Consider the following 24049-nt stretch of genomic DNA (forward strand, 5'->3'; position numbering starts at 1 on the left):
GACCGATCCAACGGTTGACAAGGTGCCCCCGAGGGTCTTCTATTGCCGAATACGCAACGTCCTTTCATAAAGGTCGGACCAAGGGAGTCATCGTGACACGCACGCGTTTCGCCGCACTCGGTGCGCTCGCCCTCGCAGGCGCGCTCACCCTCACCGGGTGCTCCGCCGGGAGCAACGCCGCTTCCGACGGCGGCACGAAGTCCATCGGCACGCCCGATGGCGAGGGCAAGACCATCACCGTCTGGATGATGAACGGCGACCTGAGCGACAAGGTGCTCGACGCCGCCGGCAAGCAGTTCACCGCCGACACCGGGGCGAAGGTGACGATCCAGACGCAGCAGTGGGACGGGATCACCACCAAGCTCACCACGGCGCTCGCGCAGAGCGACGCCCCCGACGTCGTCGACCTCGGCAACACGCAGGTGCCCGTCTACGCGGCCGCCGGTGGGCTGACCGACCTGACGCCGTACCGCGACGAGCTCAAGGACGGCCAGACCTGGCTCACCGGGCTCGAGGGGCCGGCCACCGTCGACGGCAAGCTCTACGGCGCACCGCTGTTCGCCGGCAACCGGGCCGTCATCTACGACAAGCAGGTCTGGAAGGACGCCGGTGTGACCGACGTGCCGACCACCTACGACGAGCTCACCGCCGACCTCGACAAGGTCAAGGCGGCCAACCCGGCGAGCGACTTCTCCGCCTTCTACATGCCCGGGCAGTACTGGTACGGCGGGCTGCAGTGGGTCTGGGACGCCGGCGGCGAGATCGCCACGGACAAGGGCGGCAAGTGGACCGGCACGCTCGACTCCGCGGACGCGGTGAAGGGGCTGACCGCTTGGAAGGACTTCCAGAACGCGTACTCGGCGAAGTCCACCCAGGACATCAACACCGACAAGCCCTCGCAGAGCGACGTCTTCGCGCAGGGGAACACCTCGGCGTTCCTCGGGTCTGCATGGGAGATCGGCTCGATCACCACGGCGAAGCCGGAGCTCGCCGACCGCATCGGCACGTTCCCGATGCCGTCGTCGACGGCGGGGAAGACGCAGCCGGTGTTCCTCGGCGGCTCGGACCTCGGCATCCCTGCGAAGGCGAAGAACCAGGAGCTCGCGCTCTACTACCTGAAGATCCTGACCTCGAAGGAGTTCCAGCAGGACCAGGTGTTCGGGGTCGACGGCTGGGAGCCGAACTCGACCGAGCTGCTCGATGCCGTTGCCGCCGACGTCGACGAGCTGCACAAGCCGTACTTCGAGGCGGCCGGCACGAGCCGACCGACCCCGGCCACCCCGGGCTGGGCCACCATCGAGGGCGATGCGTCGTTCCAGTCGATGTTCGCCGACGTCGCCACCGGTCGGAAGTCGCCGGAGCAGGCCGCCGAGGGCTTCTCGAAGCACCTCACGACCGCGCTGAACGCGCAGCCCTAGGCGATGACCTCGACTGCGGAGCCGGTGACCGACGCGGAGCAGTCCGCGCCGGTCACCGGCGGGCGGGCCGGCGGCGGGCGGGGCGCCGGCGGCCGGCGGGCCGGCGGGCGGGTTCGGGGCCCGTCGAGGGGTTCCCGTCGGGGCGTTCGCGGCGCGGGTCGTCGGTCGCCGGTCGGGTCGCGGGCACCGCTCGTCCTGCTGGCGCCGGCGGCGCTGCTGCTCCTCGCCCTCGTCGTCTACCCGCTCGTCCGGCTCGTCGTCATCTCGTTCCAGGACTACGGGCTGCGGGCGATCTTCACCGGGGAGGCCGGGTTCACCGGGCTGACGAACTACACGGACGTGCTGACCGACGCGTCGTTCTGGCCGGTCATCCTGCGCACCGTGCTCGTGACGGGTGCGATGGTCCTCGGCACGATCGTGATCGGCATGGGGGTGGCGCAGCTGCTCACGCGACTCGGCGTCGCGATGCGCACGGTCGTCAGCGTCGTGCTCGTGTTGGCCTGGGCGATGCCGAACGTGGCCTCGAGCCTGGTCTGGCAGTGGCTCTTCCAGCCGTTCTACGGGGTGCTCAACTGGCTCATCACGCAGCTGCGGGTGTTCGGGGACCACACGCAGGACAACTGGGCGTCGCACCCGGGGCAGGCGTACACGATCGTGCTGACGCTCGTCATCTGGCAGGCCGTGCCGTTCGTGGCGCTGACGCTGTACGCGGCGCAGTCCCAGATCGCGCCGGAGTACTACGAGGCCGGTGCGCTCGACGGGGCGTCGGTGTGGACGATGTACCGCGCGATCACGCTGCCGGCCCTCGCGCCGACGCTGCTGCTCGTGTCGATCCTGTCGGTGATCTGGGACTTCAACGTCTTCAACCAGATCTGGCTGCTCACCCGCGGTGGGCCGGAAGAGGCCACGCTGACCCTCGGCATCTGGACCTTCGTGCAGTCGTTCGTGTCCAACGCCTACGGGCAGGGTGCCGCGATCGCCGTGATCTCGACCCTGATCCTCGGGGTGCTCACCAGCTACTACATCCGCCGGCTCGTCCGCAGCGGTGAGGAGGACCTGTGACGTCGACCACCACCCCCGGTGTGACCGGTGTGACCGGGGTGACCGGGGTGACCGGGGTGACCGCGTCCGGGACGCGACCGGACGTGGCGGGCGCGAGCCGCGCCTCCAGGCCTGGTCGGCTCCGGACGCGCGGACGCAAGCCGCGTGTCGTCGCGAACACCATCGCCGTCGTGTTCTGCCTGGTCTGGGTGTTCCCGATCTACTGGATGGTGAACACGGCCTTCAAGCCCGCCGACGAGGTCACCACGATGACCCCGATCTGGGCGCCGCTGCACCCGACGCTCGACAACTTCACGCGGGCACTCACCCAGGAGGGTTTCCTGGTCTACCTGCGGAACTCCACGATCGTCGTGGTGGCGGCCGTGCTGCTGTCGATCGTCGTCGGGTTCCTCGCGTCGGCGGCGCTGTCGCGGTTCCGGTTCCGCGGGCGGCGGGCCGTCCTGGTCGCGATCCTGTTCGTGCAGATGATCCCGTCCGGTGCCCTGCTCATCCCGCTGTTCCTGTCGTTCCAGACCCTCGGGTTGCTCAACAGCTACGTGGGACTGATCCTGGTGTACGTCGCGAGTGTGCTGCCGTTCTCGATCTGGGTGATGCGCGGGTTCTTCGTGGCCGTCCCCGTCGAGATCGAGGAGGCGGCGAAGGTCGACGGTGCCGGCACGTTCCGGATCCTGTGGAGCGTCCTCTTCCCGCTCGTCATGCCCGGGGTGATCGCGACGAGCGTGTTCGCCTTCATCGCGGCGTGGAACGACTACCTGATCGCGTACGTGATGCTCAAGGACCAGGGGATGTACACGCTGCCGGTGTGGCTCGCCGGGTTCTCGACGAACAAGGGCACCGACTTCGGCGGGCTGATGGCGGCGAGCGTGCTGTTCTCGATCCCGGTCGTGGTGTTCTTCCTGATCGTGCAGCGCCGGCTGGTCAGCGGGATGACGGCGGGTGCCGTGAAGGGGTAGGACGCGGACGGCCGGCACCTGCGAGCGTGTTGGTTTCAGGACGGAACGGTTGCGTTCCTGTGGGTTTCGGACGTACAGTGCTCGAAACCCAACGGAACGAAGGAGTTCGGGCATGTACGCAACCGAGCGGCACACCGCCATCGCCGCCGAGCTGCAGTCCGCCGGTCGCGTGTCGGTCGCCGGTCTGGCCGAGCACTTCGACGTCACCACCGAGACCGTGCGCCGTGACCTCGATGCGCTGGAGTCCGCCGGGGTCCTGCGCCGGGTGCACGGGGGAGCGGTCCCCGTCGGCAGGTCGAGCGTCGTCGAACTCAGCGTCGCCGAGCGCGAGGGTCAGCACGGCACCGCGAAGTCCTCGATCGCCCGTGCCGCGATGCGCCTCGTCCCGCCCACCTTCACCGGCTCCATCGCCCTCGACGCCGGCACCACCTGCGCCGCCGTCGCCTCCGAACTCGCACGCTGGGAGCCCGAGACCACCGGCTCGACCATCACCGTCATCACGAACTCGGTGCCGATCGCCGCGACCCTGCAGCACAGCGACCACCTCGAGCTGCACCTGCTCGGCGGGCGGGTCCGCGGGGTCACGAGCGCCGCGGTCGGCACGGCCACCGTCGAGCAGATCGGCGCGCTCCGCCCCGACATCGCGTTCATCGGCACGAACGGCTTGTCCGCAGGCTTCGGTCTGAGCACCCCCGACGAGTACGAAGCCGCGGTGAAGGGCGCCTACGTCCTCGCAGCCCGCCGGGCCGTGGTGCTCGCCGACGCCGCCAAGCACGGCGTCGAAGCCCTGATGCGGTTCGCGCGCCTGGACGAGATCGACACGCTCGTCACGGACGAGCAGCCCCCGGCCGACCTCGCCGGTGCGCTCGCCGACGCCGACGTCGAGGTGGTCGTGGCATGACCCCCCGCACGGACCCCGGCGCCCGGATCGTCACCGTCACCCCGAACCCGTCGCTCGACCGCACCATCGAGCTCGCCGGCGAACTGCAGCGCGGCGCCGTCCAGCGCGCGACCCGGTCCACCGCGGAGCCCGGCGGCAAGGGCGTCAACGTCTCGCGCGTGGTGGTCGCGAGCGGCGGGGACACCGTCGCCGTCCTGCCCGGCGACGAGCTCGACCCCGTCCTCCTCGGCCTGGCCACGCGCGGCATCCCGACCGCCGCGCTGCCCATCGGCGCCCCGCTCCGCTCGAACGTCACCGTGACCGAGCCGACCGGCACCACCACGAAGCTCAACGAACCCGGGCCCTCGCTCGCCGGCCGCCTCGACGACCTCGCCGCGCTGGTCGCGGACACCGCCGCCGCGACCGCCACCGGTCCCGCCGCCCGCTGGGTCGTGGTCGCCGGGTCGCTGCCGCCCGGTCTGCCCGACGACGCGCTCGCCGTGCTCGTCCGTGCCGTCCGCGCCCGCCACGGCGCGGCCGTGCGGATCGCCGTGGACTCGTCGGGCGTGCCGTTCACCGCACTGCTGCAGTCCGGCGAACGGATCGACCTGGTCAAGCCGAACGCCGAGGAACTCGCCGAGGTCGTCGGCGGCGACCCCGAGGAGTACGAGCGCGACCTCGACGCCGCGGTGGCCGGGGCCGAACGACTCCGGCAGAAGAACGTCGGCACGGTCCTGCTCACCCTCGGCAGCGCCGGCGCCGTGCTGGTCTCGGACGAGGGGGCCTTCGTGGCCGCCGCGCCGACGATCGTGGCCCGCTCCACGGTCGGCGCGGGGGACTCCTCGCTCGCCGGCTACCTGCTCGCCGAGGTCGCGGGGGCATCGCCCGAGCAGCGCCTCGCCCAGGCCGTCGCCACCGGTGCCGCCGCCGCCGCACTCCCCGGCAGCGACGTCCCGGCACTCGACCACACCGACCCGACGGCGGTCTCCGTCCGGGTGCTCGCCACGCACCCGGCCCCGGGACCCGCCTGACCCACTCACCACACCCGATCACCCCACGAACACCTGCACCACCGCGCGATCAGCGCCATTGCGAAGGAGCAAGCACATGTCCGCAGACTCGAGTCCGCGCCTCATCAGCGCACAGCTCGTCGGCCTCGACGAGGACCTCGGTGCCACGTCCACCGACGTCATCCGGGTGCTCGCCGACCGCGTCGCCGCGACCGGCCGCGCCGCCGACGGTGCCGCGCTCGCCGACGACGCCATCAAGCGCGAGGCGAGCGTCGGTACCGGCGTCCCCGGCGGCATCGCGATCCCGCACGCCCGATCGGCGTCGGTGGCCGAGCCGACGCTGGCGTTCTCGCGTCTGGCCCGGAAGGTGCCGTTCGGTGCCCCGGACGGCGACGCCGACATCGTCTTCATGATCGCGGTGCCCGAGGGAGCGGACAAGGACCACCTGACGGTCCTCTCGACCCTGGCCCGGGCGCTCATCCGCGAGGACTTCACCGCCGCCCTCCGCGCTGCGACCACCCCGGACGAGATCGTCCAGCTGGTCGACCACGAGGTGAGCGGCGAAGTGGCCGAGGCCGGCGTCGGGAAGGCGAGCAGTGCCTCCGCTCCGACGACGGCCGACGGCGCGACCGCCGCTGCCCCCGCACCCGACCGCAAGGTCTTCGTCGGCGTCACCGCGTGCCCGACCGGCATCGCACACACGTACATGGCTGCCGACGCCCTCGTCGCCGCAGCCCAGCGCGCCGGTGCCGAGATGCACATCGAGACGCAGGGCTCCTCGCAGGTCGAGCCCCTCGACCCGGCACTCATCGCCCGCGCCGACGCCGTCGTGTTCGCGGTCGACGTCGACGTCCGCGACCGCGGTCGGTTCGCCGGCAAGCCGCTCGTGTCCGGGCCCGTCAAGCGCGGTGTCGACGAGCCCGACAAGATGATCGCCGAGGCCATCCGCGCCTCGGAGGACCCGCACGCCGCACGCGTGCAGGGCGGCGCCGCCGTCGAGGGCGAGTCCACGGCCAAGAACGAGCACTTCGGCCAGTCGCTCAAGCGCTGGCTCCTCACCGGCGTCAGCTACATGATCCCGTTCGTCGCCGGCGGCGGGCTCCTCATCGCGCTCGGCTTCCTGCTCTCCGGGTACGGCATCGCGCTGGACCACGGTGACTCGGGGATGAGCAACGCCGCCTACACGCTCACGAACTCCACGCTGCTGAACCTGCCGCCGGAGGGCCTCGGGTACTACCTCGGCGCCGCCGCGTTCCAGATCGGACAGGTGTCGCTCGGGTTCCTGGTCGCCGCACTGGCCGGGTACATCGCCTACGCCATCGCCGACCGGCCGGGCATCGCGCCGGGCTTCGTCGCCGGTTCCATCGCCGTCTTCATGAACGCCGGGTTCCTCGGTGGCCTGGTCGGCGGCCTCATCGCCGGTGCCGCCGCGTACTGGATCGGCCGCATCCCGACCTGGCGCTGGCTGCGTGGCCTGATGCCGGTCGTGATCATCCCGCTCTTCGCGTCGATCATCGCCTCGGGCCTCATGCTCCTGGTGCTCGGCGGTCCGATCGCCTGGCTGATGGTCCAGCTCACCGGGTTCCTCAACTCGCTGTCCGGCGCCTCCGCGGTCCTGCTCGGGATCATCCTCGGCCTGATGATGGCGTTCGACCTCGGCGGGCCGGTCAACAAGGTGGCGTACGCGTTCGCCGTCGCCGGGCTCGGTGCCGGGACCGCGAGCAACACGGTGCCGTTCGAGATCATGGCCGCGGTGATGGGTGCGGGCATGGTGCCGCCGCTCGCGATGGCACTCGCCTCGACGCTCTTCTACCGCAAGGGCTTCACGAAGCCGGAGCGGGAGAACGGCAAGGCCGCCTACCTGCTCGGCCTCTCCTTCATCTCGGAGGGTGCGATCCCGTTCGCCGCAGCCGACCCGCTCCGCGTCATCCCCGCGTCGATGGTCGGGGCTGCGGTCACCGGTGCGATCTCGATGGCGGTCGGCGTGACGTCACGGGCGCCGCACGGTGGCGTGTTCGTGTTCTTCGCGATCGGCAACTTCTGGGCCTGGCTCGGGGCGGTCGTGCTCGGTGCGTTCATCTCGGCCGGTGTGCTCGTCGCCCTGAAGAAGTGGGTCCGTCGTCGCCCCGTCGACGAGGCCGCTGCGGGCAGCGAGGCTGCCGTGGCCGGCGACACGGTGGGCCAGCGCGCGCCGGTCGCCGCGTAGTCGACGCAGCACACGACGGACGGGAGGCCCGGTGCCAGCTGGCACCGGGCCTCCCGTCCGCTGTGTGGTCGCGACGCACCGCCGGCCGCGCGTCGGGCGGTCACGTCACGTCGCTGGCGTGGCGCCCACACGTCGGAACCTGACCGCTCGGCTGAACCGAGCGGGGTGTCGAAACCGCTCGAGGTGCGCTACTCCGCGATGTTGGCGGTGACCGCGTCGATGTAGGCGGCACGCTCCTCGCGCGAGTGCGGGCGCCCCGGCACACCCGGTCGCTGCTCCCACGGGAACGGCCCGGCGTCGTGCCGGTACTCGATGCCCATCGCCTCGAGCCGCGCCGTGTGCTCGGCCAGGCGCCCGCGGAACTCGGCGAGGTCACGCGGCCCGGCCACGTCGGCCGACCACAGGGCCTCGGCGAGGGCGGCGACGCGGGGGAAGAGCTGGTAGTCGAGCCGCCGGGCGGTGTCGACGTGCTCCGTCCACATGTTGCCCTGGCCGCCGATGACGTGGGCGCGCTCGGCGTCGGTGAGCCCGGACGGCACCGGGTCGAAGGCGAAGACGTCGTCGACGGTGAGCACGATCGAGACCGGGATCGGCTCGGTCGGCAGGTCGCTCTGGCGGTAGTCGAGGTACACCTGGTCGTCCGGCGAGGAGATGACGTCGTGTCCGCGTCGGGCGGCGGTCCGCGCGCCGGTCAACCCGCGCCACGACACGACGGTGGCGGACGGGTCGAGCGTGCCGCCCTCGAGGACCTCGTCCCACCCGAACGCCCGCCGGCCGTGCGACTCGACGTGCGCGGCGAGCTGCCCGATGATCCAGGCCTGCAGCTGTTCCTCGTCCTGCAGCCCGAGCTCGCGGATGCGCTCCTGCGTGCGGGGGTCGGTCTCCCACTGCACCTTCGGGCACTCGTCACCGCCGATGCCGATGTAGGCGGAGGGGAACAGTGCGATCACCTCGTCGAGGACGTCCTTGAAGAAGTCGATCGTGGTGTCCTCGGCGTTGAGCACGTCGTCCGCGATGCCCCACTCCGTCCAGACCTCGACCGTGCGGTCCGGGTGCACGCCGAGTGCCGGGTACGCGGCCAGGGCTGCGCGGACGTGCCCCGGGGTCTCGATCTCGGGGACGACGGTCACGAACCGGTCGGCCGCGTACGCGACGATCTCGCGGATGTCGTCCTGCGTGTAGTACCCGCCGTGCGGGCGGCCGTCGAACCCGGCGACGACGAGCTCGCCGTCCGGCCCGGGGACGTGCGCGCCGACCTGGGACTCCCGGCGCCAGGACCCGACCTCGGTGAGGCGCGGGTACTTCCGGATCTCGATGCGCCACCCCTGGTCCTCGGTGAGGTGGAAGTGCAGGCGGTTGATCCGGTGCGCGGCGAGCTGGTCCACCACCCGCATGACCTCGTGCTTGGTGCGGAAGTGGCGGGCGACGTCGAGCATCACGCCGCGCCAGGCGAAGGCGGGGGCGTCCTCGACGACCACGGCGGGGACGGACCACGGCCCGGTCCCGACGCGGCCGTGGCGGTACACGTCGGCGGGCAGCAGCTGCAGGAGCGCCTGCACGCCGTAGAACACCCCGGCGGGCGAGCCCCCGACGACGTCGATGCCGTCCGGGGTCACCGTGAGCCGGAAGGACTCGGCCCGGTCGCCCTCCGGCGTCGTCGGACCCGCGGGCAGGGACGGGTCGTCGGCGACCCGCAGGGCGATCGCGCCGGTGCCCGGTGCCGTGTCGTCGAGGGCGTCGCGCACCGGCAGTTCGGTCGATCCCCGCAGGGTCTGCTGCAGGTACAGTCGGACCGGCTCGCTCGCCGGGTCGGCGGCGATCCGGGTCGACGGGGTGATCGCGAAGGCCCCGGCACCGGGAGCGGTGCGGCGCGGTCGTGGGACGAGCATGTCGGAGCCACCATTCCTCAATGATCTTTCGTAATGTGGAGGCTATGGCCGTGGAGCAGACCGTGTCAACGACGCCGAGTGGGATCGGGACGACCCCCGGGGTCCTGCGGCAGATGAACTCGCGGGCGATCCTCGACGAGCTCCTCCGCGACGACGTCTCCCGCACGGTCACCGAGCTCAGCCGCACGGTCGGACTCTCCCGCCCCACCGTCGAGGCGGCGCTGGCCGACCTCGTCGACGAGGGCTGGGTGACCGAGGCCGAGGTGATCGCCACCCCGAACAAGGCCGGCCGACGGGCCAAGCGCTTCGCCGCCGACGCGTCGGCCGGGTCCGTGCTCGGCGTCGACCTCGGCCTGCACGGGATCGTCGGGGTGCGTGCGGACCTGCGCGGCGTCACGCTCGCCCGGGTCGAGGAGCGCTACGCCGACCTCGCCGACGCCGAGCAGGCCTGGCTGAGCGTCCAGGACGTCGTCCGACGACTCACGTCGTCCGAGGGCGGCTCGGTCGGAGACGCAGTCGGTGGCACCGGCGGTCCTGCGGGTGGTGCGCCGGTGCTCGCTGCGACGTTCGGTGTCCCGGCGGTCGTGGACCGCGACGGCGCGATCGACTACACGGTCGCGGTGCCCGAGTGGGTCGAGCGCCGGGTACCCGGCCGCATCCAGGACCTCTTCCCCGGGATCGCGACCTTCTTCGACAACGACGCCAAGCTCGCCGCCACGGCCGAGGCCCGGTGGGGGTGGTTCCGCGGCGTGCAGGACGGCCTGTACCTCGTGATGGGCCGGCAGATCGGTGCCGCCATGGTGATCGACGGCTCGCTGGCGCGCGGGGCACACGGCGCGGCCGGCGAGATGGGCGGCATCGCCTCGACCGGCTGGCCCGCCGCGCCCGCCCGCCTGGAGGCCCGGATCCCGTCCGACACGGACCTCGAGTCCGTCCTCGCCGCGGCCGGGCACGGGTCGGAGCCGGCGGTCGAGACCGTCCGGGCGTTCGCGGCCGACGTGGCACCCGGCGTCGTCCAGCTCGTGACGACGATCGACCCCGAGGTCGTCGTCGTCGGTGGCGAGGTCCTGCCGGCCGCCGAGGTGTTCTGCGCCGCGCTCGACGAGATCGTGACGCCGCGGCTCCGGCACCCCGTGCGGTTCGTCCCGTCGACGGTCGGACGGGACGCCGTCGCCCGGGGTGCACTTGCCCGGTCGCTCGCCCACGTCCGGTCCGCCCACATGGGACTCGGCTGACACCCAGGTGGCGCGCCGGGTCCTGACAGGGCGTTCAGGGATGCTGGGGGGATGACGACTGCCGTGACCGCCCGTGCCATGACCGTCGCCAGTGGCGACTCCACCGCTCCGTCGGACCTCGGTGGGCTCTCCGGCCTGGTGCTGCAGCTGATCGACGCGCTGGGGGAGTGGGGCGTCGGGCTGATGCTCTTCGTCGAGACGGTGTTCCCGCCCATCCCGTCCGAGGTCATCCTGCCGCTGGCCGGGTTCCTGGCGGGAGCCGGCCAGATGAACCTCGTGCTGGTCCTGGTGCTGGCGACGATCGGTTCGTACCTCGGGGCGCTGGTGCTGTACTGGCTCGGCGCGAAGATCGGCTTCGAACGCACCACACGGTGGTTCGGCAAGCTGCCCCTCGTCGACGAGGACGACTTCCGCAAGGCGGCCGGCTGGTTCCACCGACACGGCAAGAGCGCGGTCTTCTTCGGCCGGTTCGTCCCGATCGTCCGGAGCCTCATCTCGCTGCCGGCCGGCGCCGACCGCATGCACCTCGGCACGTTCTCGGTGTTCACGATCATCGCGAGCGGCATCTGGAACAGCGCACTCGTGCTGCTCGGGGCGGCGTTCGGCTCGCAGTACGACCAGGTCGAGGCGTACACGGAGTGGATCGACCGCGTGCTCTACGTCGCGATCGCGGTGGTCGTGGTGACCTTCGTCGTCCGCCGGATCCGTCGCGTCCGTGCCGAGCGGCGTGCGGGCGGCCGCGATGACCACGGCGACGACGCCGGCAGCCCTGCCGTGGGCGGTGCCCGGGGTCGTCGTCGCGCCGAGTCCGCCCGCGACTGACCCTCAGGCCTTCGTCAGTGCCGACTCCTTGTGAGCGGCCTGCTTGCCGCTCTTCTCCGACTCGACGATCCAGTAGGGATCGTCGTCGGTCGGCGTGAAGTGCTGCCCGTCGAACTCGAAGTCGCTCGTCCGCTTCCGCACGAGCCTGCCGGTCGTCTTCCCCTGCGAGGTGTTCCAGTGCACCTCGTCGCCCTTCGACAACGCCATGCTGTCCTCCTTGCGCGGTCTTCGTCCTGGTGGATGTCGGACTGTACCCCGCCGGATCCCCGGAAACTCAGGGAAGCAGGGCGGTCACGATGTCGTAACGACCATGCGGATCAAGAGTCGGACGCGTACCGTTTCCCATGAGCCCCACACGCCGGCAGCGGCCGCGGAACCACGGAGCTCTGGACGGGACGACGGACACCATGACCCTGCTGGACAGCGCGCGGGCGGACACGGTCCTCTCTGCGCGGTACCGGCTCGTGAAGCTCATCGGCACCGGCGGCATGGGGTCCGTCTACGAAGCCCGTGACGAGCACACGTACCGGGCCGTGGCCGTGAAGCTCTTCGCGACCCCGGACAAGATGACCACGGCGGACCGCGTCCGTCAGGAGCGCGAGATCCGGTTGCTCAGCATGCTGTCGCACCCGGGCCTCATCCCGCTGTACGACGCCGGCACCCACGAGTTCGAGGACGGTCCGCACCGCTTCATCGTGATGGAGCTCATCGCCGACACGACGCTCCTCCGCCGTCTGTCCGAGGGGGCCCTGCACAACTACGAGGTGGCCGACCTCGGTGCGCAGCTCGCCGACGCCCTGGCGTACGTGCACTCGCGCGGCATCGTGCACCGCGACGTCAAGCCGGCCAACATCCTGATCAGCGACGAGGGCTCGTCCGGCTTCGCCCGCACGGTCAAGCTCACCGACTTCGGCGTCGCCCACTTCGTCGACGGCTCGCGCCTGACGAACGACGGCACGGTCATCGGCACCGCCGCCTACCTCAGCCCGGAGCAGGTCGCCGGTGAACCGATCAGCTTCGCGACGGACGTCTACTCGCTCGGCCTGGTGCTCCTCGAGGCGCTGACCGGCAAGCAGGAGTACTCGGGCACCCTGATCGAGGCCGCACTCGCCCGGCTCCGTCGCGACCCCGAGATCCCGGACGACGTCGCCGACGAGTGGCGCGAGCTGCTCAGCCGGATGACCGCCCGTGACCCGGAGCGCCGGCCCACCGCGGTGGCGATCGCCAACGCGCTGCGCGGCGGCTCCACCCAGATCACCGGCCCGGTGCCGCTCGGCCCGGAACGCGTGAAGCACCAGCGCGACCACCGCATGCACCGTGCCGCCCACCGGCACGCCAGGCGCGGCACGTTCTCGGCTGTCCGCCGCTGGCGTCGCCGGAACGTCCTGGTGGGCTCGTTCGCGGCCTTCGGGGTGACCGCAGCGTGCGTGGCGGCCTACGTCGCGGGCGCCCTGCACTGAGCCCGGAGCCCGGAGCCCGGAGCCCGGAGCCCGGACGGCCCGCGTGTCCCGTTCGTCCGTGGTCCCTGGCAGGATGGACAGCATGACCGACCAGCGCTGGATCAAGATATGCGGCCTGTCGACGCCCGACACCGTGGACGCCGCCATCGACGCGGGTGCCGACGCCGTCGGGTTCGTCTTCGCGGCCGGCAGCCCCCGGACCGTCACCGCCGACCTCGCGAAGGAACTGGTGGAGCGGGTGCCGGACGGCATCGACGCCGTCGGGGTCTTCCGTGACCAGAAGATCGACGAGATCGTCGGCATCGCGTCCGAGGTCGGGCTCACCACGTTGCAGCTGCACGGTGGCGAGTCGGCGTCCGACTTCGCTCGCGCCCGCGACGCCGGCTTCTTCACGATCCGCGCCATCTCGGCCGAGGCCTACCTGCGCGAGACGCCCGAACAGCGCGCAGCGTTCGACCACGACCTGCTGCTGCTCGACGCAGCCGTGCCCGGCAGCGGCCGGCTCATCGACCCGGCCACGATCAGCGGCGTCGACGAGGCCTGGATCCTCGCCGGCGGCCTGACCCCCGCCAACGTGGTCGCCGCGGTCGAGGCACTCGACCCCGACGGCGTCGACGTCTCGAGCGGCGTCGAGTCGGAGCGTGGCGTCAAGGACCCCGCGAAGATCCGCGCCTTCGTCGAGGCCGTCCGCAGCCTGGGCTGACGCACGCGGCTGCCGGACTGGAGGCGCGGTGTGGGCCCGCCACGGGCCTCCCGTCCGCCGTGCCGGCCGTCTCGGGCACGCAAGACGCCGGCGGGCTCGTTCGGCGCCGCCCTGCACGCGAGACGCCGCCGAATTCGGCGGCGTCTCGGCGTGACGCCGGCGTCTTGCCGCGGTCAGCGCAGGGTGGGGATGAGCTCCGTCAGGAACGCGTCGGTGTCCTCCCAGCCCTCGACCGCGTGGCAGGGCACGCCGAGCGCCTTCACCGGGTAGTCGTTGCCCTCGGGGTCGAGGCGGTCGCCGACGAAGAGCATGTCGTCGAGCGCGATGCCCGTGATCTCGGCGAGGCGCTGCATGCCGTACGCCTTGTCGATGCCCTTGCGGGTGATGTCGATGCTCGTGGAGCCGCCCGAACGGACCTCGAGGTCGGGGAGGTCGGCCTGCACCAGACGGCGCAGGTGGTCCTTCTTCTCGCCGGTCGGGTCCCACAGCTTCTTGACGTCGACCGGGGCCGACTGGCCGAGGGCCGAGAACGTGATCTGCGACCCGCGGTCCTCGAGGATGGCACCCCAGGTCTCGGGCTCCCAGTAGCCGGCTTCCTTCGCCCGGGCCTCGACCGCGGCGAGGGCGCGGTCCTTCTGCTCGTCGGTGAGGTCCTCGGCGTACTGCAGCGCCCAGTCCTGGTCTTCCCAGCGGTAGTACCGGGTGCCGCAGGTCGGCAGGAGGTGCAGGGCGTCGAGCGTCAGCCCGTCGCGCTGTCGCAGCGGGGTGACGAGCTGCTGCTCGAACTGCGTGAAGTTGCCGCCGGAGATGACCGCGACCGGCACGACCTCGAGCAGGGACGCGAAGGTCTCGAGCATGCGGGGGTCGAGGGAGGACTTCGACGGGGCGAGCGTGTCGTCCAGGTCGAAGGCGACGAGGCGGGGCGTGGTCATGCCCCTGATCCTGCCAGAGCCCGCCGATCACCTGCCGGGTGCGGGGATCTCCGAGCCACGGTGCTGCGCGATGTCTGCGGGGTCACGCGCGATGCGTGGCGGGGACCCGGTCGCGGGCGTAGGTGATGTCCGTGTAGCCGTGCGGGGCGGGGTTGCCGTCCTCGTCGAGGTTCACGAACACGACCTCGTCGATGGTCAGGATGCTGCGGTGTGTGAAGAGGTTGCGTGCCTCGGCCCGCATGGTGAGCGACGTCCGGCCGAACCGGGTGGCGACGAGGCCGATCTCGACGATGTCGCCCTCCTTCGCGGAGGACAGGAAGTTGATCTCCGACATGTACTTCGTGACGACCTTGCCGTTGCCGAGCTGGATGATCGCGTAGACGGCGGCTTCCTCGTCGATCCAGCGGAGCAGGCTGCCCCCGAACAGGGTGCCGTTGGCGTTGAGGTCCTCCGGCCGCACCCACTTGCGGGTGTAGAAGTTCATCTCCGGTGCGACGTCGTCCTGGTGCTGCTCCATGTCCCGTCATGGTACGCCGACGGCCGCGCCCCCGCAGGGTCGCGGCCGTCGTGACGATCGCGGGCGGCCCGGGGCCGGCGCGCCCCGGGTGCTGCGGTTGCTACTCCTTGACGAGGACGACCTCGTCGAGGGGGATGCGGGTTCGCGGGGCGACCTCGCGCTCGGCGGCCTTGTCGTCGAGCTGCGACGGGTGCGCGACGGTGCCGATCGCGGTGACGGTGTACGGCACGAACCGCTCCGGCAGGTCGAACGCGGCACGGAGCCCGGCGGCGTCGATGCCCGCCATCTGGTGCACGTGCAGGCCCTCGGCGTGCGCCTGCACGGTCAGCGCGGCGAGCGACTGGCCGAGGTCGTACTGCGCGAAGGGGCGCTCGTCGCCGTCGGCGGTCACGGTCTCGAGCACGCCGACGACGAGGGCGCTGGCGCGGAAGGCCCAGGCGGCGTTGAAGCCGAGCAGGTTCTCGTTGATCTTCCGGAACGTCTCGGTGCCGCGGCGGCCGGCGATGAAGCGGCGGGGCTGGAAGTTCATGGCCGACGGTGCCCAGCGAGCGGCCTCGAGGACGGCGTCGAGCTGCGCGTCCGAGATCGTCGCGGTCTCGTCGTAGGAACGGGGGCTCCACCGCTCCTCGAGCAGCGGCACCAGCGGCTGGCTGGAGTCGGTGGACCGGGTCAGGGTGTCGGCGTTCGTCGAGGTCATGGTGCCGTCAACGGTATTCGATGCGTACGCATTTCCGACCTGAGTGACGTCACATCCCGTCCCGCAGGTGCCAGGATGGACGCGATGGGTGGCGTGTTGACCGGCTTCGCGATCATCGGCGCGATCATCGCCGGTGGGTACGTCGTCGGGCGCATCGGACTACTGGGCCCGCACGCGCAGTTCGTGATGAGCCGGCTCGCGTTCTTCGTGCTGATGCCGTGCCTGCTGTTCCACACCATCGCCACCGCCGACATCGCGTCCCTGCTGTCGTCGATGCTCTGGGTCTCCCTGCTGAGCGCCGCCGTGGTCGCCCTCGGTGCCGCCGCCGTGTTCCGCCTCGTGCTGCGCCGGCCAGTCACCACGACGACCGTCGGGGCGCTGGCGTCGAGCTACGTCAACGCGAACAACATCGGGCTGCCGGTGGCCGTCTACGTGCTCGGCCAGGCGACCGCGGTCGTGCCGGTGATCCTGCTGCAGCTCGTCGTGATGGCGCCGATCGCGCTGACGATCCTGGACGCCGCGACCGCGGGTGGTGGCGGATGGGGCCGACGGATCGCCGGGCCGTTCCGGAACCCGATCATCATCGCCTCGCTCGTCGGGCTCGTGTGCTCGGCAACCGGGATCACGCTGCCCGACCCGGTGCTCGAGCCGTTCTCGCTCGTGGGTGCGGCCGCGGTACCCGTCGTGCTGCTGTCCTTCGGGATGAGCCTGCACGGTGCGACCCCGCTGCGGGACCCCGCGATCCGGACCGACGTCATCGTCGCGTCGTCGATCAAGCTCGTGGTGATGCCGGCCGTGGCGTTCGTCTTCGCTCGGTTCGTGTTCGGGCTCGGCGACCAGGAGGTCTTCGTGCTCACCACCCTCGGCGCCCTGCCGGCGGCGCAGAACGTCTTCAACTACGCGCAGCGGTACGGGGCAGCGGTGCCGGTGGCCCGCGACGTCGTGCTCATCTCGACGCTCGGCTCGGTGCCCGTGCTCGTCGCGATCGCCGCCCTGCTGCACCCGTAGCGCGCGCTGGACGCGCCGTCGTGTTGTCGAGACGCCTCGATGTCGCCGAGACGCCGCCGGATTCGGCGGCGTCTCGCGCGCGTGCGGGCGTCGTGCGGACACGCCGGCGTCCCCCGCGCCCTCGACGCGCGTCGGGACGGACGGGAGGCCCGTGGCGGGGGCGCACCGGGCCTCCCGTCCGGCTGTGGTGGCGGCCACCGCGGATGGTGAGCAGCAGGGGTCGGGTGGCGGTCGCGGACTCGGCCATTCCTGCCTCACGAAGCGCGGACGGCGCGCGCGTACCCTGGCGGGCACGCGGGGCGGACCGCTCCGTGACCGATGACCACGACGAGGAGAGCTCCGATGGACACGATGGCGATGATGCAGAACATGTCGAAGACGGACATGCCCATGGAGATGGACATGGGCATGATGCAGGACACGATGATGGCGATGAACGCCGCGTCGATGGCCGCGACGATGTGCTCGGCTGCCGACATGCGGATGGGCGGCGAGATGGCCACCTGCGCCGCGATGTGCTCGAACACCGCGATGCTCGCCGACACCGGCATGCGGATGATGATGCGCCCGATGGGGATGGACATGCCCGCGATGCAGGCGATGCTCATGGCCGTCGTCGCGATGGGCACCGCGTGCGCTACCGAGTGCCGCCAGCACCAGGACATGGACGAGTCCTGCCGCTACTGCGCCATGGCCTGTGACGAGATGGTCGCGAAGTGCCAGGCGATGCTGGGCTCGATGACGGCCTGAACCGGTCCGCCCGCGTCACGCGACGCGCGCGCTGAGCGACGCGTGCGCGCTACGCGACGCGCGCGGTGGTCTGCCGACCGCCGGCGCTGAGGATCTCCGCGACCGGGTGGTGGGCGACCGGCTCGCCGACCGACAGGACGCCGTCCGCGTCCGCCACCCGGAGCTGGGTGATGTCCCCGTCGAGGAACAGCACCACCGCGTCGGCGGTGCGGGTCTCGACGACGATGCCGTCGCGCCACGCGCCGGGGGCAGCGCTCGCCATGACGCGCTGGATGGGAAGGATCGTCGTGCGGGACATGGCTTCACCTGCTCTCGAAGGGGTTCGGTGCAGGAAACCTACGTCGGCGTGACGGACGGCTCAATCGCGGCGGACGCCGGGCGTAACAGAGCCGGACGGGCGCCGATCCGGGCCGGGCCGGCGACCCGACTCCGATCAGAAGATCATCGGGCGGTCGTCGTCGAGCGACGTGTCCAGGTCGAGGTCGACCACCACGGGGACGTGGTCGCTCGGGGCGTCGCCCTTCCGCTCGTTCCGGTGGATCGAGGCGTCGGTGACGACGTCGGCGAAGGCCTGCGAGCCGAGCACGAAGTCGATGCGCATGCCCTCGTTGCGCGGGAACCGCAGCTGCTTGTAGTCCCAGTAGGTGTAGCCGTCGGGCACGATCGGGCGGACGACGTCCTGCAGGCCGCGGGCCTCGAACTCGCGGAACGCGGCTCGCTCGGGGTCGCTGACGTGGGTGGACCCCTCGAAGACCCGCATGTCCCAGACGTCCTGGTCGAGCGGTGCGACGTTCCAGTCGCCCATCAGCGCGAGCGGGGTCTCCGGGGACGCCTCGATCCACTCCGAGGTGCGGTCGGCCAACTGGGCGAGCCAGTCGAGCTTGTACGTGTAGTGCGGGTCGCCGACCTCGCGGCCGTTCGGCACGTAGAGGCTCCAGAGCCGCACGCCGTCGACCGTGACGCCGATGGCGCGGGCCTCGACCGGCAGGTCCGGACCCTCGTGGCCCTTCAGGAACCCGGGCTGGCCGGGGAAGTCGCGGGTGACGTCCTCCATCGGCAGCCGGCTGGCGAACGCGACGCCGTTCCACTGGTTCAGGCCGTGCGCCTCGACGTGGTAGCCCGCGGCCTCGAACTGCTCGACCGGGAACTGCTCCGGCTTGCACTTGATCTCCTGCATGCCGAGGACGTCGACGTCCTCACGCACCAGCCAGTCGACGATCCGACCCACTCGGGTGCGGACGGAGTTCACGTTCCAGGTCGCGACGCGCATGGAACAAGAACCTACCGGTGCCGACTGACGACGAGGTCGGCGTGGGCAGCGGTGCGGGCGAGCGGGACGAGTGCCGTCCGTGCGGCGTCCGGGACGTGCGTCGTCCGGGACGTGCGTCGTCTGTGCGGCGTACGGGACGTGCGTCGTCTGTGCGGCGTCCGGCACGATGGTGTTCGCTGGAGGCCAGCAATCGATCGCACGGAGGCAGCAATGGCATCGACGACGAACCGCGTCGACGGGACCACGACCGGGGCCACGCTCGGCACCGGGGCCGGGAGCACCCAGCCCGCCGGCACCACCACGACGCAGGTCACCGCCAAGGGCAGGACCATCATCGACGACACGGTCGTCGCCAAGGTCGCGGGCATCGCCGCCCGCGACGTCCCCGGCGTCTTCGCGCTCGGCGGCAACGCCTCGCGGGCGTTCGGCGCCATCCGCGACGCGATCGGCTCGAGCGCGCTCGGCCAGGGCGTCCGCGTCGAGGTCGGCGAAACCCAGGTCGCCGTCGACCTGACCATCGTCGTCGACTACCCGACGCCGATGATGGAGGTCGCCTCCGCGGTCCGTGCCGCCGTCACGAACGCCGTCACCGAACTCGTCGGCCTCGAGGTCACCGAGGTCAACATCGCCATCAACGACGTGAACATCCCGGCGCTCAACGGCGTCGCGGACGAGCTCGACACCCGGGACGGTCGGGTCCGGTGAACGCCACCGTCGTCGGGATGGGCACCGGGGCCCTGCTCGCCATCGTCGCCGTGACGCTCGGGTTCTGGGCGTTCGTCGTGGTCGCCGTCTGCATGGCCGTCGGCGCCCTGGTCGCCCGCATCGTCACGGGTGACGTCGACTTCCGTCGCCTGCTCGACGTGCTGCGCGGACGCCGGAGCTCGTCGTGAGCGACGCCGCCGTCGCCACGACCGGCGACAGCGGCGTCCGGCTCCGCGGCTCCGACCGCATCGGCACGTCGGCGCTGGTGCACACCGCCCAGGCGGTCGCCGCCGAGGCGCTGCGCGTGGCCTTCCGGGAGGTCCGTGCCCGGGTCGCCGACGACGGTCGCGGCGCGCTGGCGGTCGAGATCACCGCCCCGCTCGCCCTGCCGGTGCTGGGCTCGCACGCACTGCCCGACGAACCCGTCGTCGCCACGGCGCACCGTGCCCGCGGCACGATCGCCGAGCGCTTCCGGACCATCACCGGCCGACAGGTCGCCCGGGTCACCGTGACCTTCGCGTCGTCGGTCGTGGAGACCCCGAGGAGGGTCCGGTGACCGCCTCACCCCTGGTCGGCGAGCCCGCTACCGACCACGTCGCCACGTACCGCCGACTGCTGCGCCGTGAGACCCACGTCTCCCGCTCGGCCGCTGTGGTCGTCGCGATGCTCATCGCCCTCGTGCTGGCCGCTGTCGCGATCTTCGCCGGTGCGCTCGTGCTGCTCGACCAGAACGTGCTCGGCGTCGACCCCCGTGCCGTCGTGGACGCCGTTCGTGCGGCACCGGACGGACTCGACACCACGATCGTCCTGGCCGCCGCCTCGCTCGTCGCGCTCGTCGGGCTCGTGCTCCTGCTGCAGGGGATCCTGCCTCAGCGCCGCCCGCGGCACGCGATGTCGTCGGACCGCCTCGCCGTGGTCGTCGACGACGAGGTCCTGGCCTCCGCTGCGGCCCGCGCCGCTCGATCCGCGACCCGACTCGGTGCCGACGCAGCGGTGGGCACCGTCGGCCGCCGCACGGTCGACGTCGTGCTCCGTCCGCCGGCGGGGGTGGACGTCCCCTCGGTCGCCGCCACCGAGGCCGTCGAGCGTGAGTTCGCCCACATCGACGCGCAGCCGCCGCTCACCGCCCGGGTGCGGGTGCAGCCGACCGGACGGGTGGACGGATGAACGCCACGAACCGTGGGCTCGGCCGTGCGGCACTCGTCGTGCTCGGGCTCGTCCTGCTCGTCGCAGGGGTGGCCGCGATGCTGGTGCAGACCGCGCAGGGGCTGCCGGTCGTCGCGTCGTGGTGGCGCACGGCGGGCGATGCGCTCGCCACACTCGGCACCGGGGCGCCACGTGACGACTCGGTGTTCGCGTGGACCTGCGTGCTCGGCGGTGGCGTCGTGCTCGGCGTGCTCGCACTCGTCGTGCTGACGACGCTCGGCGGTGGCCGCGAGAGCACCGTCGTGGACAGCGACGGTTCGGCCGACGGCGTCGCCGGCTCGGTGCGCATCGAGTCCACGGCCGTGCAGCACGCGCTCTCCTCGGCCATCGGTGCGATGCCGCAGGTCGGCTCGCTCGCCGTCGACGTCTACCGGGTCCGTGGTGGTCGGGCGATCCGGGTGCGGGTCCGTCCGCGCCGGGGTGCCGCGCCGCGGGAGATCACCGAACGGGTGGAGGCCATGGTCGCCGACCTCGACGCCCTGCTCGGTGAGCGCCTGCCCGTGCTGCTCGAGATCGCCCGTGGTGGGTCGGGATCGTCCCGGCCGGACCGCGTGCACTGAGCGTCGCCTGGTGCGCTCGATCGGTGGACTGCCCCGACCGGGCGAGACCGTCCCGGTGCCGCACGTCGTCGCCGAGGCCGCTCGGGGGCGTGAGGTCGCCCTCGTCTGGCACAACCAGATCGGCGGGACGACGTTCCGCATCGGGCCGGACGCGCACGCCGAGGAGTTCGTGAAGGTCCTGCCGCACGCCTACGGTTCGTGGATCGGCGGTGAGGTGGCACGGCTGACGTGGGCATCCCGGTACGCCCGGGTGCCGGAGGTCATCGGCCATGGCTCGGACGACGACGGCGTCTGGCTGCACACCCGCGCGGTGCCCGGCTGGAGCGCCGTCGACCCGCGCTGGCACGACGACCCCCGGACCGCCGTGGTCGCGGTGGGGGAGGGCCTGCGCGCACTGCACGACACCCTTCCTGTCGACGACTGCCCGTTCACGTGGTCGACCGCGGACCGGCTCGATCGCGCACGCGGGGCTGCCGCCGACGCTGCCGCCGACGCGGTCCGCGGTCCGGGCGGTCTCGGTCCGGAGCCGCCGACCGACCGGATCGTCGTCTGTCACGGTGACCCGTGCACGCCGAACACGCTCATCGGTGCAGACCGGCGGTGGAGCGGGCACGTCGACCTGGACGCGATGGGCGTCGCGGACCGGTGGGCGGACATCGCGGTGGCGACGATGGCTCTCGGCTGGAACTACGGACCCGGGTGGGAGCCGCTGTTCCACCGGGCGTACGGGCTGCCGGACGACCCGGAGCGCACCGCCTGGTACCGGGCGCTCTGGAACGGGGACGTGGACGACGTGGGGCCTGCGGCGCGCTGAACCGGAGCCGTCGTGGTGCTCGATCCGATCAGATCTTCGGCGGGTTGATGATCGGGTCGTCCCACTGGGGGAAGTCCGGGTAGACGCCGGGGAGCGACCGGTCGGGGAAGTCCGCCCGGGAGCGTCCTGCCACGGCTCGCCGGAGCTTGTGTGCGTCATTGGTCCAGAAGGGTTCGCTGTAGACGGTGAGTGGGTTGTCGCCGTTCTCCTGTGCGGTGTACTGGATCTGCCAGCCGTCGCCGGTGGTGGCCCAGATTTCTTGGTCGCCGGTGATGGTGCGGCGTTCGATGGCCCAGCCCTGCTCGGTGAAGTAGTCGATCATCGGTTTGAGTGCCTGCTGTTGGTCGGTGCCGCTGGGCGGGGACCAGAGCCGGGTGGTGCTCATGTCGTAGCTGTTCTTCGTTTCGGAGCCGGTCAGGGGTGCGACGCCGTCTCCGCCGATGCCGGGGACGTCGTCGTCGCCGCCCCATTCCCATTCGCCGTCGGGGACCTGGAGTTGCGCGGCTTTCAGGAGCCGCTGCATGTGCTCGTAGTGGTCGCGGTAAGCGTCGTACTCCTGGTGGAGAGACATCTCCGCGACGTCGTCCTGGGTGAGGCCGGCTGCGTCCGTGGGCATCTCGGTTCCTCCTGCCGCGCACCCCGACAGCAGCCCGAGCGTCAGGGCAGCAGTCGTGATGGCACGGAGCATCGGGTCAGATCTTCGGCTGATTGATGATCGGGTCGTCCCACTGGGGGAAGTCCGGGTACACGCCGGGAAGGGACCGATCAGGGAACTTCACGATCGAGCGTCCGTAGATGGCCGTCGAGAGCGCTTGGCGTCGTTGGTCCAGAAGGGTTCGCTGTAGACGGTGATGGGGTTGTCGCCGTTCTCCTGGGCGGTGTACTGGATCTGCCAGCCGTCGCCGGTGGTGGCCCAGACTTCTTCGTCGCCGGTGATGGTGCGGTGTTCGATGGTCCAGCCCTGTTCGGTGAAGTAGTCGATCATCGGTTGCAGGTCGCGTTGCTGGTCGGTGGGGCCGGGTGGGGACCAGAGTCGTGTGGTGCTCATGTCGTAGCTGTTCTTCGTGTCGGACCCGGGCAGCGCTGCGACGCCGTCTCCGCCGATCCCGGGTAGGTCGTCGCCGCCACCCCACTCCCATTCTCCGTCGTGGACCTGGAGTTGCGCGGCTTTCAGGAGTCGTTGCATGTGTTCGTAGTGGTCGCGGTAGGCGTCGTACTCCTGGTGGAGAGACATCTCTGCGACGTCGTCCTGGGCCAGGCCTGCTGCGTCGGTGGGCGCTTGTGTTCCTCCGACTGTGCAGCCGCTGAGGAGTCCCAGGGCGAGGACCGCCGTCACGAGGGCGCGAAGCATCGGGTCATATCTTCGGCGGGTTGATGATCGGGTCGTCCCACTGGGGGAACGCCGGGTAGACGCCGGGGAGTGACCGCTCGGGGAAGTCGGCCCGGGAGCGTCCTGCCACGGCTCGCCGCAACTTGTGTGCGTCGTTGCTCCAGAAGGGTTCGCTGTAGACCTCGAGCGTGTGCCGGCCGTTCTTCTGCGCCGAGTAGATGATCTGCCAGCCGTCACCGGTGGTGGCCCAGACCTCGTGGTCGCCAGTGACTGTGCGTTGCTCGATGTCCCAGCCCTGCTCGGTGAAGTAGTCGATCATCGGTTGGAGGTCCCGCTGTTGGCCGGTGGCGCCAGGCGGGGACCAGAGCCGCCCGCTCCGCATGTCGTAGCTGTTCTTCGTGTCCGAACCCGGTAAGGGGGCCACGCCGTCGCCGCCGATCTGCGGGATGTCGTCGCCGCTGTCCCATTCCCATTCGTCCTCGTGGACCTGGAGTTGCGCGTTCCGCAGGAGTCGCTGCATGTGTTCGTAGTGGTCGCGGTACGCGTCGAACTCTTGGTACAAGGACATCTCGGCGACCTCGTCCTGGGTGAGGCCGGCTGCGTCGGTGGGCATCTGGGTTCC

At 71.3% G+C, this 24049-nt stretch carries 28 protein-coding genes; 18 read left to right on the forward strand and 10 right to left on the reverse strand.

The genetic code is table 11. The features are described from left to right. Positions 1-92 precede the first annotated feature (92 nt). The 6 genes from KK087_RS02635 to KK087_RS02660 all read left to right on the forward strand — a co-directional run bounded on the left by KK087_RS02635 (position 93) and on the right by KK087_RS02660 (position 7529). Positions 93-1418, forward strand: a complete 1326-nt coding sequence (locus KK087_RS02635) for a sugar ABC transporter substrate-binding protein (RefSeq protein ID WP_214528821.1) — start codon at positions 93-95, stop codon at positions 1416-1418. A gap of 3 nt (positions 1419-1421) precedes the next feature. Then, entirely contained in the window at positions 1422-2480 is a 1059-nt protein-coding gene (locus KK087_RS02640) for a carbohydrate ABC transporter permease (protein WP_214564120.1), read from the forward strand. Next, on the forward strand, positions 2477-3433 hold the full coding sequence (locus KK087_RS02645) for a carbohydrate ABC transporter permease (RefSeq protein WP_307859936.1): 957 nt from the start codon (positions 2477-2479) through the stop codon (positions 3431-3433). Before KK087_RS02640 ends, KK087_RS02645 begins: the two co-directional genes overlap by 4 nt. Before the next feature lie 112 nt (positions 3434-3545). Beyond that, on the forward strand, positions 3546-4334 hold the full coding sequence (locus tag KK087_RS02650) for a DeoR/GlpR family DNA-binding transcription regulator (protein WP_214528823.1): 789 nt from the start codon (positions 3546-3548) through the stop codon (positions 4332-4334). Continuing rightward, a complete protein-coding gene (locus tag KK087_RS02655) occupies positions 4331-5344 on the forward strand; it encodes a 1-phosphofructokinase family hexose kinase (RefSeq protein ID WP_214528824.1) in 1014 nt (337 codons plus the stop codon). The genes KK087_RS02650 and KK087_RS02655 overlap by 4 nt, the downstream gene beginning before the upstream one ends. Before the next feature lie 76 nt (positions 5345-5420). Further along, positions 5421-7529 carry a PTS fructose transporter subunit IIABC gene (locus KK087_RS02660; RefSeq protein ID WP_214564121.1) on the forward strand — a complete coding sequence of 703 codons (2109 nt, stop codon included), beginning with the start codon at positions 5421-5423 and terminating at the stop codon, positions 7527-7529. 188 nt (positions 7530-7717) lie between these two features. Here KK087_RS02660 and KK087_RS02665 read toward each other — a convergent pair whose 3' ends face one another. Beyond that, a complete protein-coding gene (locus KK087_RS02665; RefSeq protein WP_214564122.1) occupies positions 7718-9418 on the reverse strand; it encodes a beta-N-acetylhexosaminidase in 1701 nt (566 codons plus the stop codon). A 50-nt stretch (positions 9419-9468) separates the two neighbouring features. Between KK087_RS02665 and KK087_RS02670 the strand changes: the two genes are divergently transcribed. Both KK087_RS02670 and KK087_RS02675 read left to right on the forward strand, forming a co-directional pair. Next, on the forward strand, positions 9469-10653 hold the full coding sequence (locus KK087_RS02670) for an ROK family transcriptional regulator (protein ID WP_214564123.1): 1185 nt from the start codon (positions 9469-9471) through the stop codon (positions 10651-10653). Positions 10654-10704: 51 nt separating this feature from the next. Further along, complete coding sequence (locus KK087_RS02675; protein ID WP_250900756.1) at positions 10705-11475, forward strand: DedA family protein; 771 nt, start codon at positions 10705-10707, stop codon at positions 11473-11475. Positions 11476-11478: 3 nt separating this feature from the next. On the opposite strand, the gene KK087_RS02680 is transcribed toward KK087_RS02675, so the two are convergent. Further along, positions 11479-11682, reverse strand: a complete 204-nt coding sequence (locus KK087_RS02680; protein WP_214528828.1) for a hypervirulence associated TUDOR domain-containing protein — start codon at positions 11680-11682, stop codon at positions 11479-11481. Positions 11683-11882: 200 nt separating this feature from the next. Between KK087_RS02680 and KK087_RS02685 the strand changes: the two genes are divergently transcribed. Then, complete coding sequence (locus KK087_RS02685; RefSeq protein WP_111224826.1) at positions 11883-12935, forward strand: serine/threonine-protein kinase; 1053 nt, start codon at positions 11883-11885, stop codon at positions 12933-12935. 82 nt (positions 12936-13017) lie between these two features. Beyond that, the gene (locus tag KK087_RS02690; RefSeq protein ID WP_214528829.1) at positions 13018-13638 is read left to right on the forward strand and encodes a phosphoribosylanthranilate isomerase; all 621 of its coding nucleotides are present in this window, start codon (positions 13018-13020) and stop codon (positions 13636-13638) included. Between the two features lie 173 nt (positions 13639-13811). On the opposite strand, the gene KK087_RS02695 is transcribed toward KK087_RS02690, so the two are convergent. The 3 genes from KK087_RS02695 to KK087_RS02705 all read right to left on the reverse strand — a co-directional run bounded on the left by KK087_RS02695 (position 13812) and on the right by KK087_RS02705 (position 15784). Beyond that, a complete protein-coding gene (locus KK087_RS02695; RefSeq protein ID WP_214528830.1) occupies positions 13812-14570 on the reverse strand; it encodes an HAD-IIB family hydrolase in 759 nt (252 codons plus the stop codon). Between the two features lie 82 nt (positions 14571-14652). Then, entirely contained in the window at positions 14653-15087 is a 435-nt protein-coding gene (locus KK087_RS02700) for an acyl-CoA thioesterase (RefSeq protein WP_214528831.1), read from the reverse strand. 100 nt (positions 15088-15187) lie between these two features. Beyond that, a complete protein-coding gene (locus tag KK087_RS02705) occupies positions 15188-15784 on the reverse strand; it encodes a nitroreductase family protein (RefSeq protein ID WP_214564124.1) in 597 nt (198 codons plus the stop codon). 84 nt (positions 15785-15868) lie between these two features. On the opposite strand from KK087_RS02705, the gene KK087_RS02710 reads away from it, so the two are divergent. Together KK087_RS02710 and KK087_RS02715 are read left to right on the forward strand one after the other, a co-directional pair. Next, positions 15869-16792: an AEC family transporter gene (locus tag KK087_RS02710; RefSeq protein ID WP_071246473.1), complete on the forward strand. Its 924-nt coding sequence runs from the start codon at positions 15869-15871 to the stop codon at positions 16790-16792. Between the two features lie 342 nt (positions 16793-17134). After that, positions 17135-17542 (forward strand): four-helix bundle copper-binding protein, encoded by a 408-nt coding sequence (locus KK087_RS02715; protein WP_214564125.1) that lies wholly within the window; start codon positions 17135-17137, stop codon positions 17540-17542. A 49-nt stretch (positions 17543-17591) separates the two neighbouring features. On the opposite strand, the gene KK087_RS02720 is transcribed toward KK087_RS02715, so the two are convergent. Both KK087_RS02720 and KK087_RS02725 read right to left on the reverse strand, forming a co-directional pair. Continuing rightward, complete coding sequence (locus KK087_RS02720; RefSeq protein ID WP_214528834.1) at positions 17592-17840, reverse strand: nuclease; 249 nt, start codon at positions 17838-17840, stop codon at positions 17592-17594. A 135-nt stretch (positions 17841-17975) separates the two neighbouring features. Further along, entirely contained in the window at positions 17976-18812 is an 837-nt protein-coding gene (locus KK087_RS02725; protein ID WP_214564126.1) for an exodeoxyribonuclease III, read from the reverse strand. Positions 18813-19022: 210 nt separating this feature from the next. Here KK087_RS02725 and KK087_RS02730 point away from each other — a divergent pair, with 210 nt between their 5' ends. From KK087_RS02730 to KK087_RS02755, 6 genes are read left to right on the forward strand one after another with little or no spacing between them, the layout of a single operon-like run. Then, positions 19023-19517, forward strand: a complete 495-nt coding sequence (locus KK087_RS02730) for an Asp23/Gls24 family envelope stress response protein (RefSeq protein ID WP_110858766.1) — start codon at positions 19023-19025, stop codon at positions 19515-19517. After that, positions 19514-19705 (forward strand): DUF2273 domain-containing protein, encoded by a 192-nt coding sequence (locus KK087_RS02735; protein WP_027464859.1) that lies wholly within the window; start codon positions 19514-19516, stop codon positions 19703-19705. Before KK087_RS02730 ends, KK087_RS02735 begins: the two co-directional genes overlap by 4 nt. Next, complete coding sequence (locus KK087_RS02740; protein WP_214528836.1) at positions 19702-20073, forward strand: hypothetical protein; 372 nt, start codon at positions 19702-19704, stop codon at positions 20071-20073. Before KK087_RS02735 ends, KK087_RS02740 begins: the two co-directional genes overlap by 4 nt. Continuing rightward, the gene (locus KK087_RS02745; RefSeq protein WP_214564127.1) at positions 20070-20684 is read left to right on the forward strand and encodes a hypothetical protein; all 615 of its coding nucleotides are present in this window, start codon (positions 20070-20072) and stop codon (positions 20682-20684) included. The genes KK087_RS02740 and KK087_RS02745 overlap by 4 nt, the downstream gene beginning before the upstream one ends. Beyond that, a complete protein-coding gene (locus tag KK087_RS02750) occupies positions 20681-21283 on the forward strand; it encodes a hypothetical protein (protein WP_214564128.1) in 603 nt (200 codons plus the stop codon). The genes KK087_RS02745 and KK087_RS02750 overlap by 4 nt, the downstream gene beginning before the upstream one ends. A 10-nt stretch (positions 21284-21293) precedes the next feature. After that, on the forward strand, positions 21294-22097 hold the full coding sequence (locus KK087_RS02755) for a phosphotransferase (RefSeq protein ID WP_307859937.1): 804 nt from the start codon (positions 21294-21296) through the stop codon (positions 22095-22097). Positions 22098-22125: 28 nt separating this feature from the next. Here the strand turns inward: KK087_RS02755 and KK087_RS02760 are convergent, their stop codons facing one another. The 3 genes from KK087_RS02760 to KK087_RS02770 all read right to left on the reverse strand — a co-directional run bounded on the left by KK087_RS02760 (position 22126) and on the right by KK087_RS02770 (position 24040). Next, positions 22126-22713, reverse strand: a complete 588-nt coding sequence (locus KK087_RS02760) for a hypothetical protein (RefSeq protein WP_214564129.1) — start codon at positions 22711-22713, stop codon at positions 22126-22128. 159 nt (positions 22714-22872) lie between these two features. Then, entirely contained in the window at positions 22873-23331 is a 459-nt protein-coding gene (locus tag KK087_RS02765; protein WP_214564130.1) for a hypothetical protein, read from the reverse strand. A 121-nt stretch (positions 23332-23452) separates the two neighbouring features. After that, positions 23453-24040 carry a hypothetical protein gene (locus KK087_RS02770; protein ID WP_214564131.1) on the reverse strand — a complete coding sequence of 196 codons (588 nt, stop codon included), beginning with the start codon at positions 24038-24040 and terminating at the stop codon, positions 23453-23455. Between the last annotated feature and the right edge of the window lie 9 nt (positions 24041-24049).

This window comes from Curtobacterium aurantiacum, assembly GCF_018598555.1.
Classification (GTDB): Bacteria; Actinomycetota; Actinomycetes; order Actinomycetales; family Microbacteriaceae; genus Curtobacterium; species Curtobacterium aurantiacum.

What these genes read in the sequence shown, in the direction of transcription:
- KK087_RS02660 (WP_214564121.1), top strand. Translation starts at nt 5,421, where the DNA reads ATGTCCGCAGACTCGAGTCCGCGCCTCATCAGCGCACAGCTCGTCGGC.
- KK087_RS02770 (WP_214564131.1), bottom strand. Translation starts at nt 24,040, where the DNA reads ATGCCCACCGACGCAGCCGGCCTCACCCAGGACGAGGTCGCCGAGATG.
- KK087_RS02675 (WP_250900756.1), top strand. Translation starts at nt 10,705, where the DNA reads ATGACGACTGCCGTGACCGCCCGTGCCATGACCGTCGCCAGTGGCGAC.
- KK087_RS02760 (WP_214564129.1), bottom strand. Translation starts at nt 22,713, where the DNA reads ATGCCCACGGACGCAGCCGGCCTCACCCAGGACGACGTCGCGGAGATG.
- KK087_RS02700 (WP_214528831.1), bottom strand. Translation starts at nt 15,087, where the DNA reads ATGGAGCAGCACCAGGACGACGTCGCACCGGAGATGAACTTCTACACC.
- KK087_RS02720 (WP_214528834.1), bottom strand. Translation starts at nt 17,840, where the DNA reads ATGTCCCGCACGACGATCCTTCCCATCCAGCGCGTCATGGCGAGCGCT.
- KK087_RS02705 (WP_214564124.1), bottom strand. Translation starts at nt 15,784, where the DNA reads ATGACCTCGACGAACGCCGACACCCTGACCCGGTCCACCGACTCCAGC.
- KK087_RS02750 (WP_214564128.1), top strand. Translation starts at nt 20,681, where the DNA reads ATGAACGCCACGAACCGTGGGCTCGGCCGTGCGGCACTCGTCGTGCTC.
- KK087_RS02665 (WP_214564122.1), bottom strand. Translation starts at nt 9,418, where the DNA reads ATGCTCGTCCCACGACCGCGCCGCACCGCTCCCGGTGCCGGGGCCTTC.
- KK087_RS02655 (WP_214528824.1), top strand. Translation starts at nt 4,331, where the DNA reads ATGACCCCCCGCACGGACCCCGGCGCCCGGATCGTCACCGTCACCCCG.
- KK087_RS02680 (WP_214528828.1), bottom strand. Translation starts at nt 11,682, where the DNA reads ATGGCGTTGTCGAAGGGCGACGAGGTGCACTGGAACACCTCGCAGGGG.
- KK087_RS02695 (WP_214528830.1), bottom strand. Translation starts at nt 14,570, where the DNA reads ATGACCACGCCCCGCCTCGTCGCCTTCGACCTGGACGACACGCTCGCC.
- KK087_RS02725 (WP_214564126.1), bottom strand. Translation starts at nt 18,812, where the DNA reads ATGCGCGTCGCGACCTGGAACGTGAACTCCGTCCGCACCCGAGTGGGT.
- KK087_RS02710 (WP_071246473.1), top strand. Translation starts at nt 15,869, where the DNA reads ATGGGTGGCGTGTTGACCGGCTTCGCGATCATCGGCGCGATCATCGCC.
- KK087_RS02690 (WP_214528829.1), top strand. Translation starts at nt 13,018, where the DNA reads ATGACCGACCAGCGCTGGATCAAGATATGCGGCCTGTCGACGCCCGAC.
- KK087_RS02715 (WP_214564125.1), top strand. Translation starts at nt 17,135, where the DNA reads ATGGACACGATGGCGATGATGCAGAACATGTCGAAGACGGACATGCCC.
- KK087_RS02640 (WP_214564120.1), top strand. Translation starts at nt 1,422, where the DNA reads ATGACCTCGACTGCGGAGCCGGTGACCGACGCGGAGCAGTCCGCGCCG.
- KK087_RS02650 (WP_214528823.1), top strand. Translation starts at nt 3,546, where the DNA reads ATGTACGCAACCGAGCGGCACACCGCCATCGCCGCCGAGCTGCAGTCC.
- KK087_RS02730 (WP_110858766.1), top strand. Translation starts at nt 19,023, where the DNA reads ATGGCATCGACGACGAACCGCGTCGACGGGACCACGACCGGGGCCACG.
- KK087_RS02685 (WP_111224826.1), top strand. Translation starts at nt 11,883, where the DNA reads ATGACCCTGCTGGACAGCGCGCGGGCGGACACGGTCCTCTCTGCGCGG.
- KK087_RS02765 (WP_214564130.1), bottom strand. Translation starts at nt 23,331, where the DNA reads ATGTCTCTCCACCAGGAGTACGACGCCTACCGCGACCACTACGAACAC.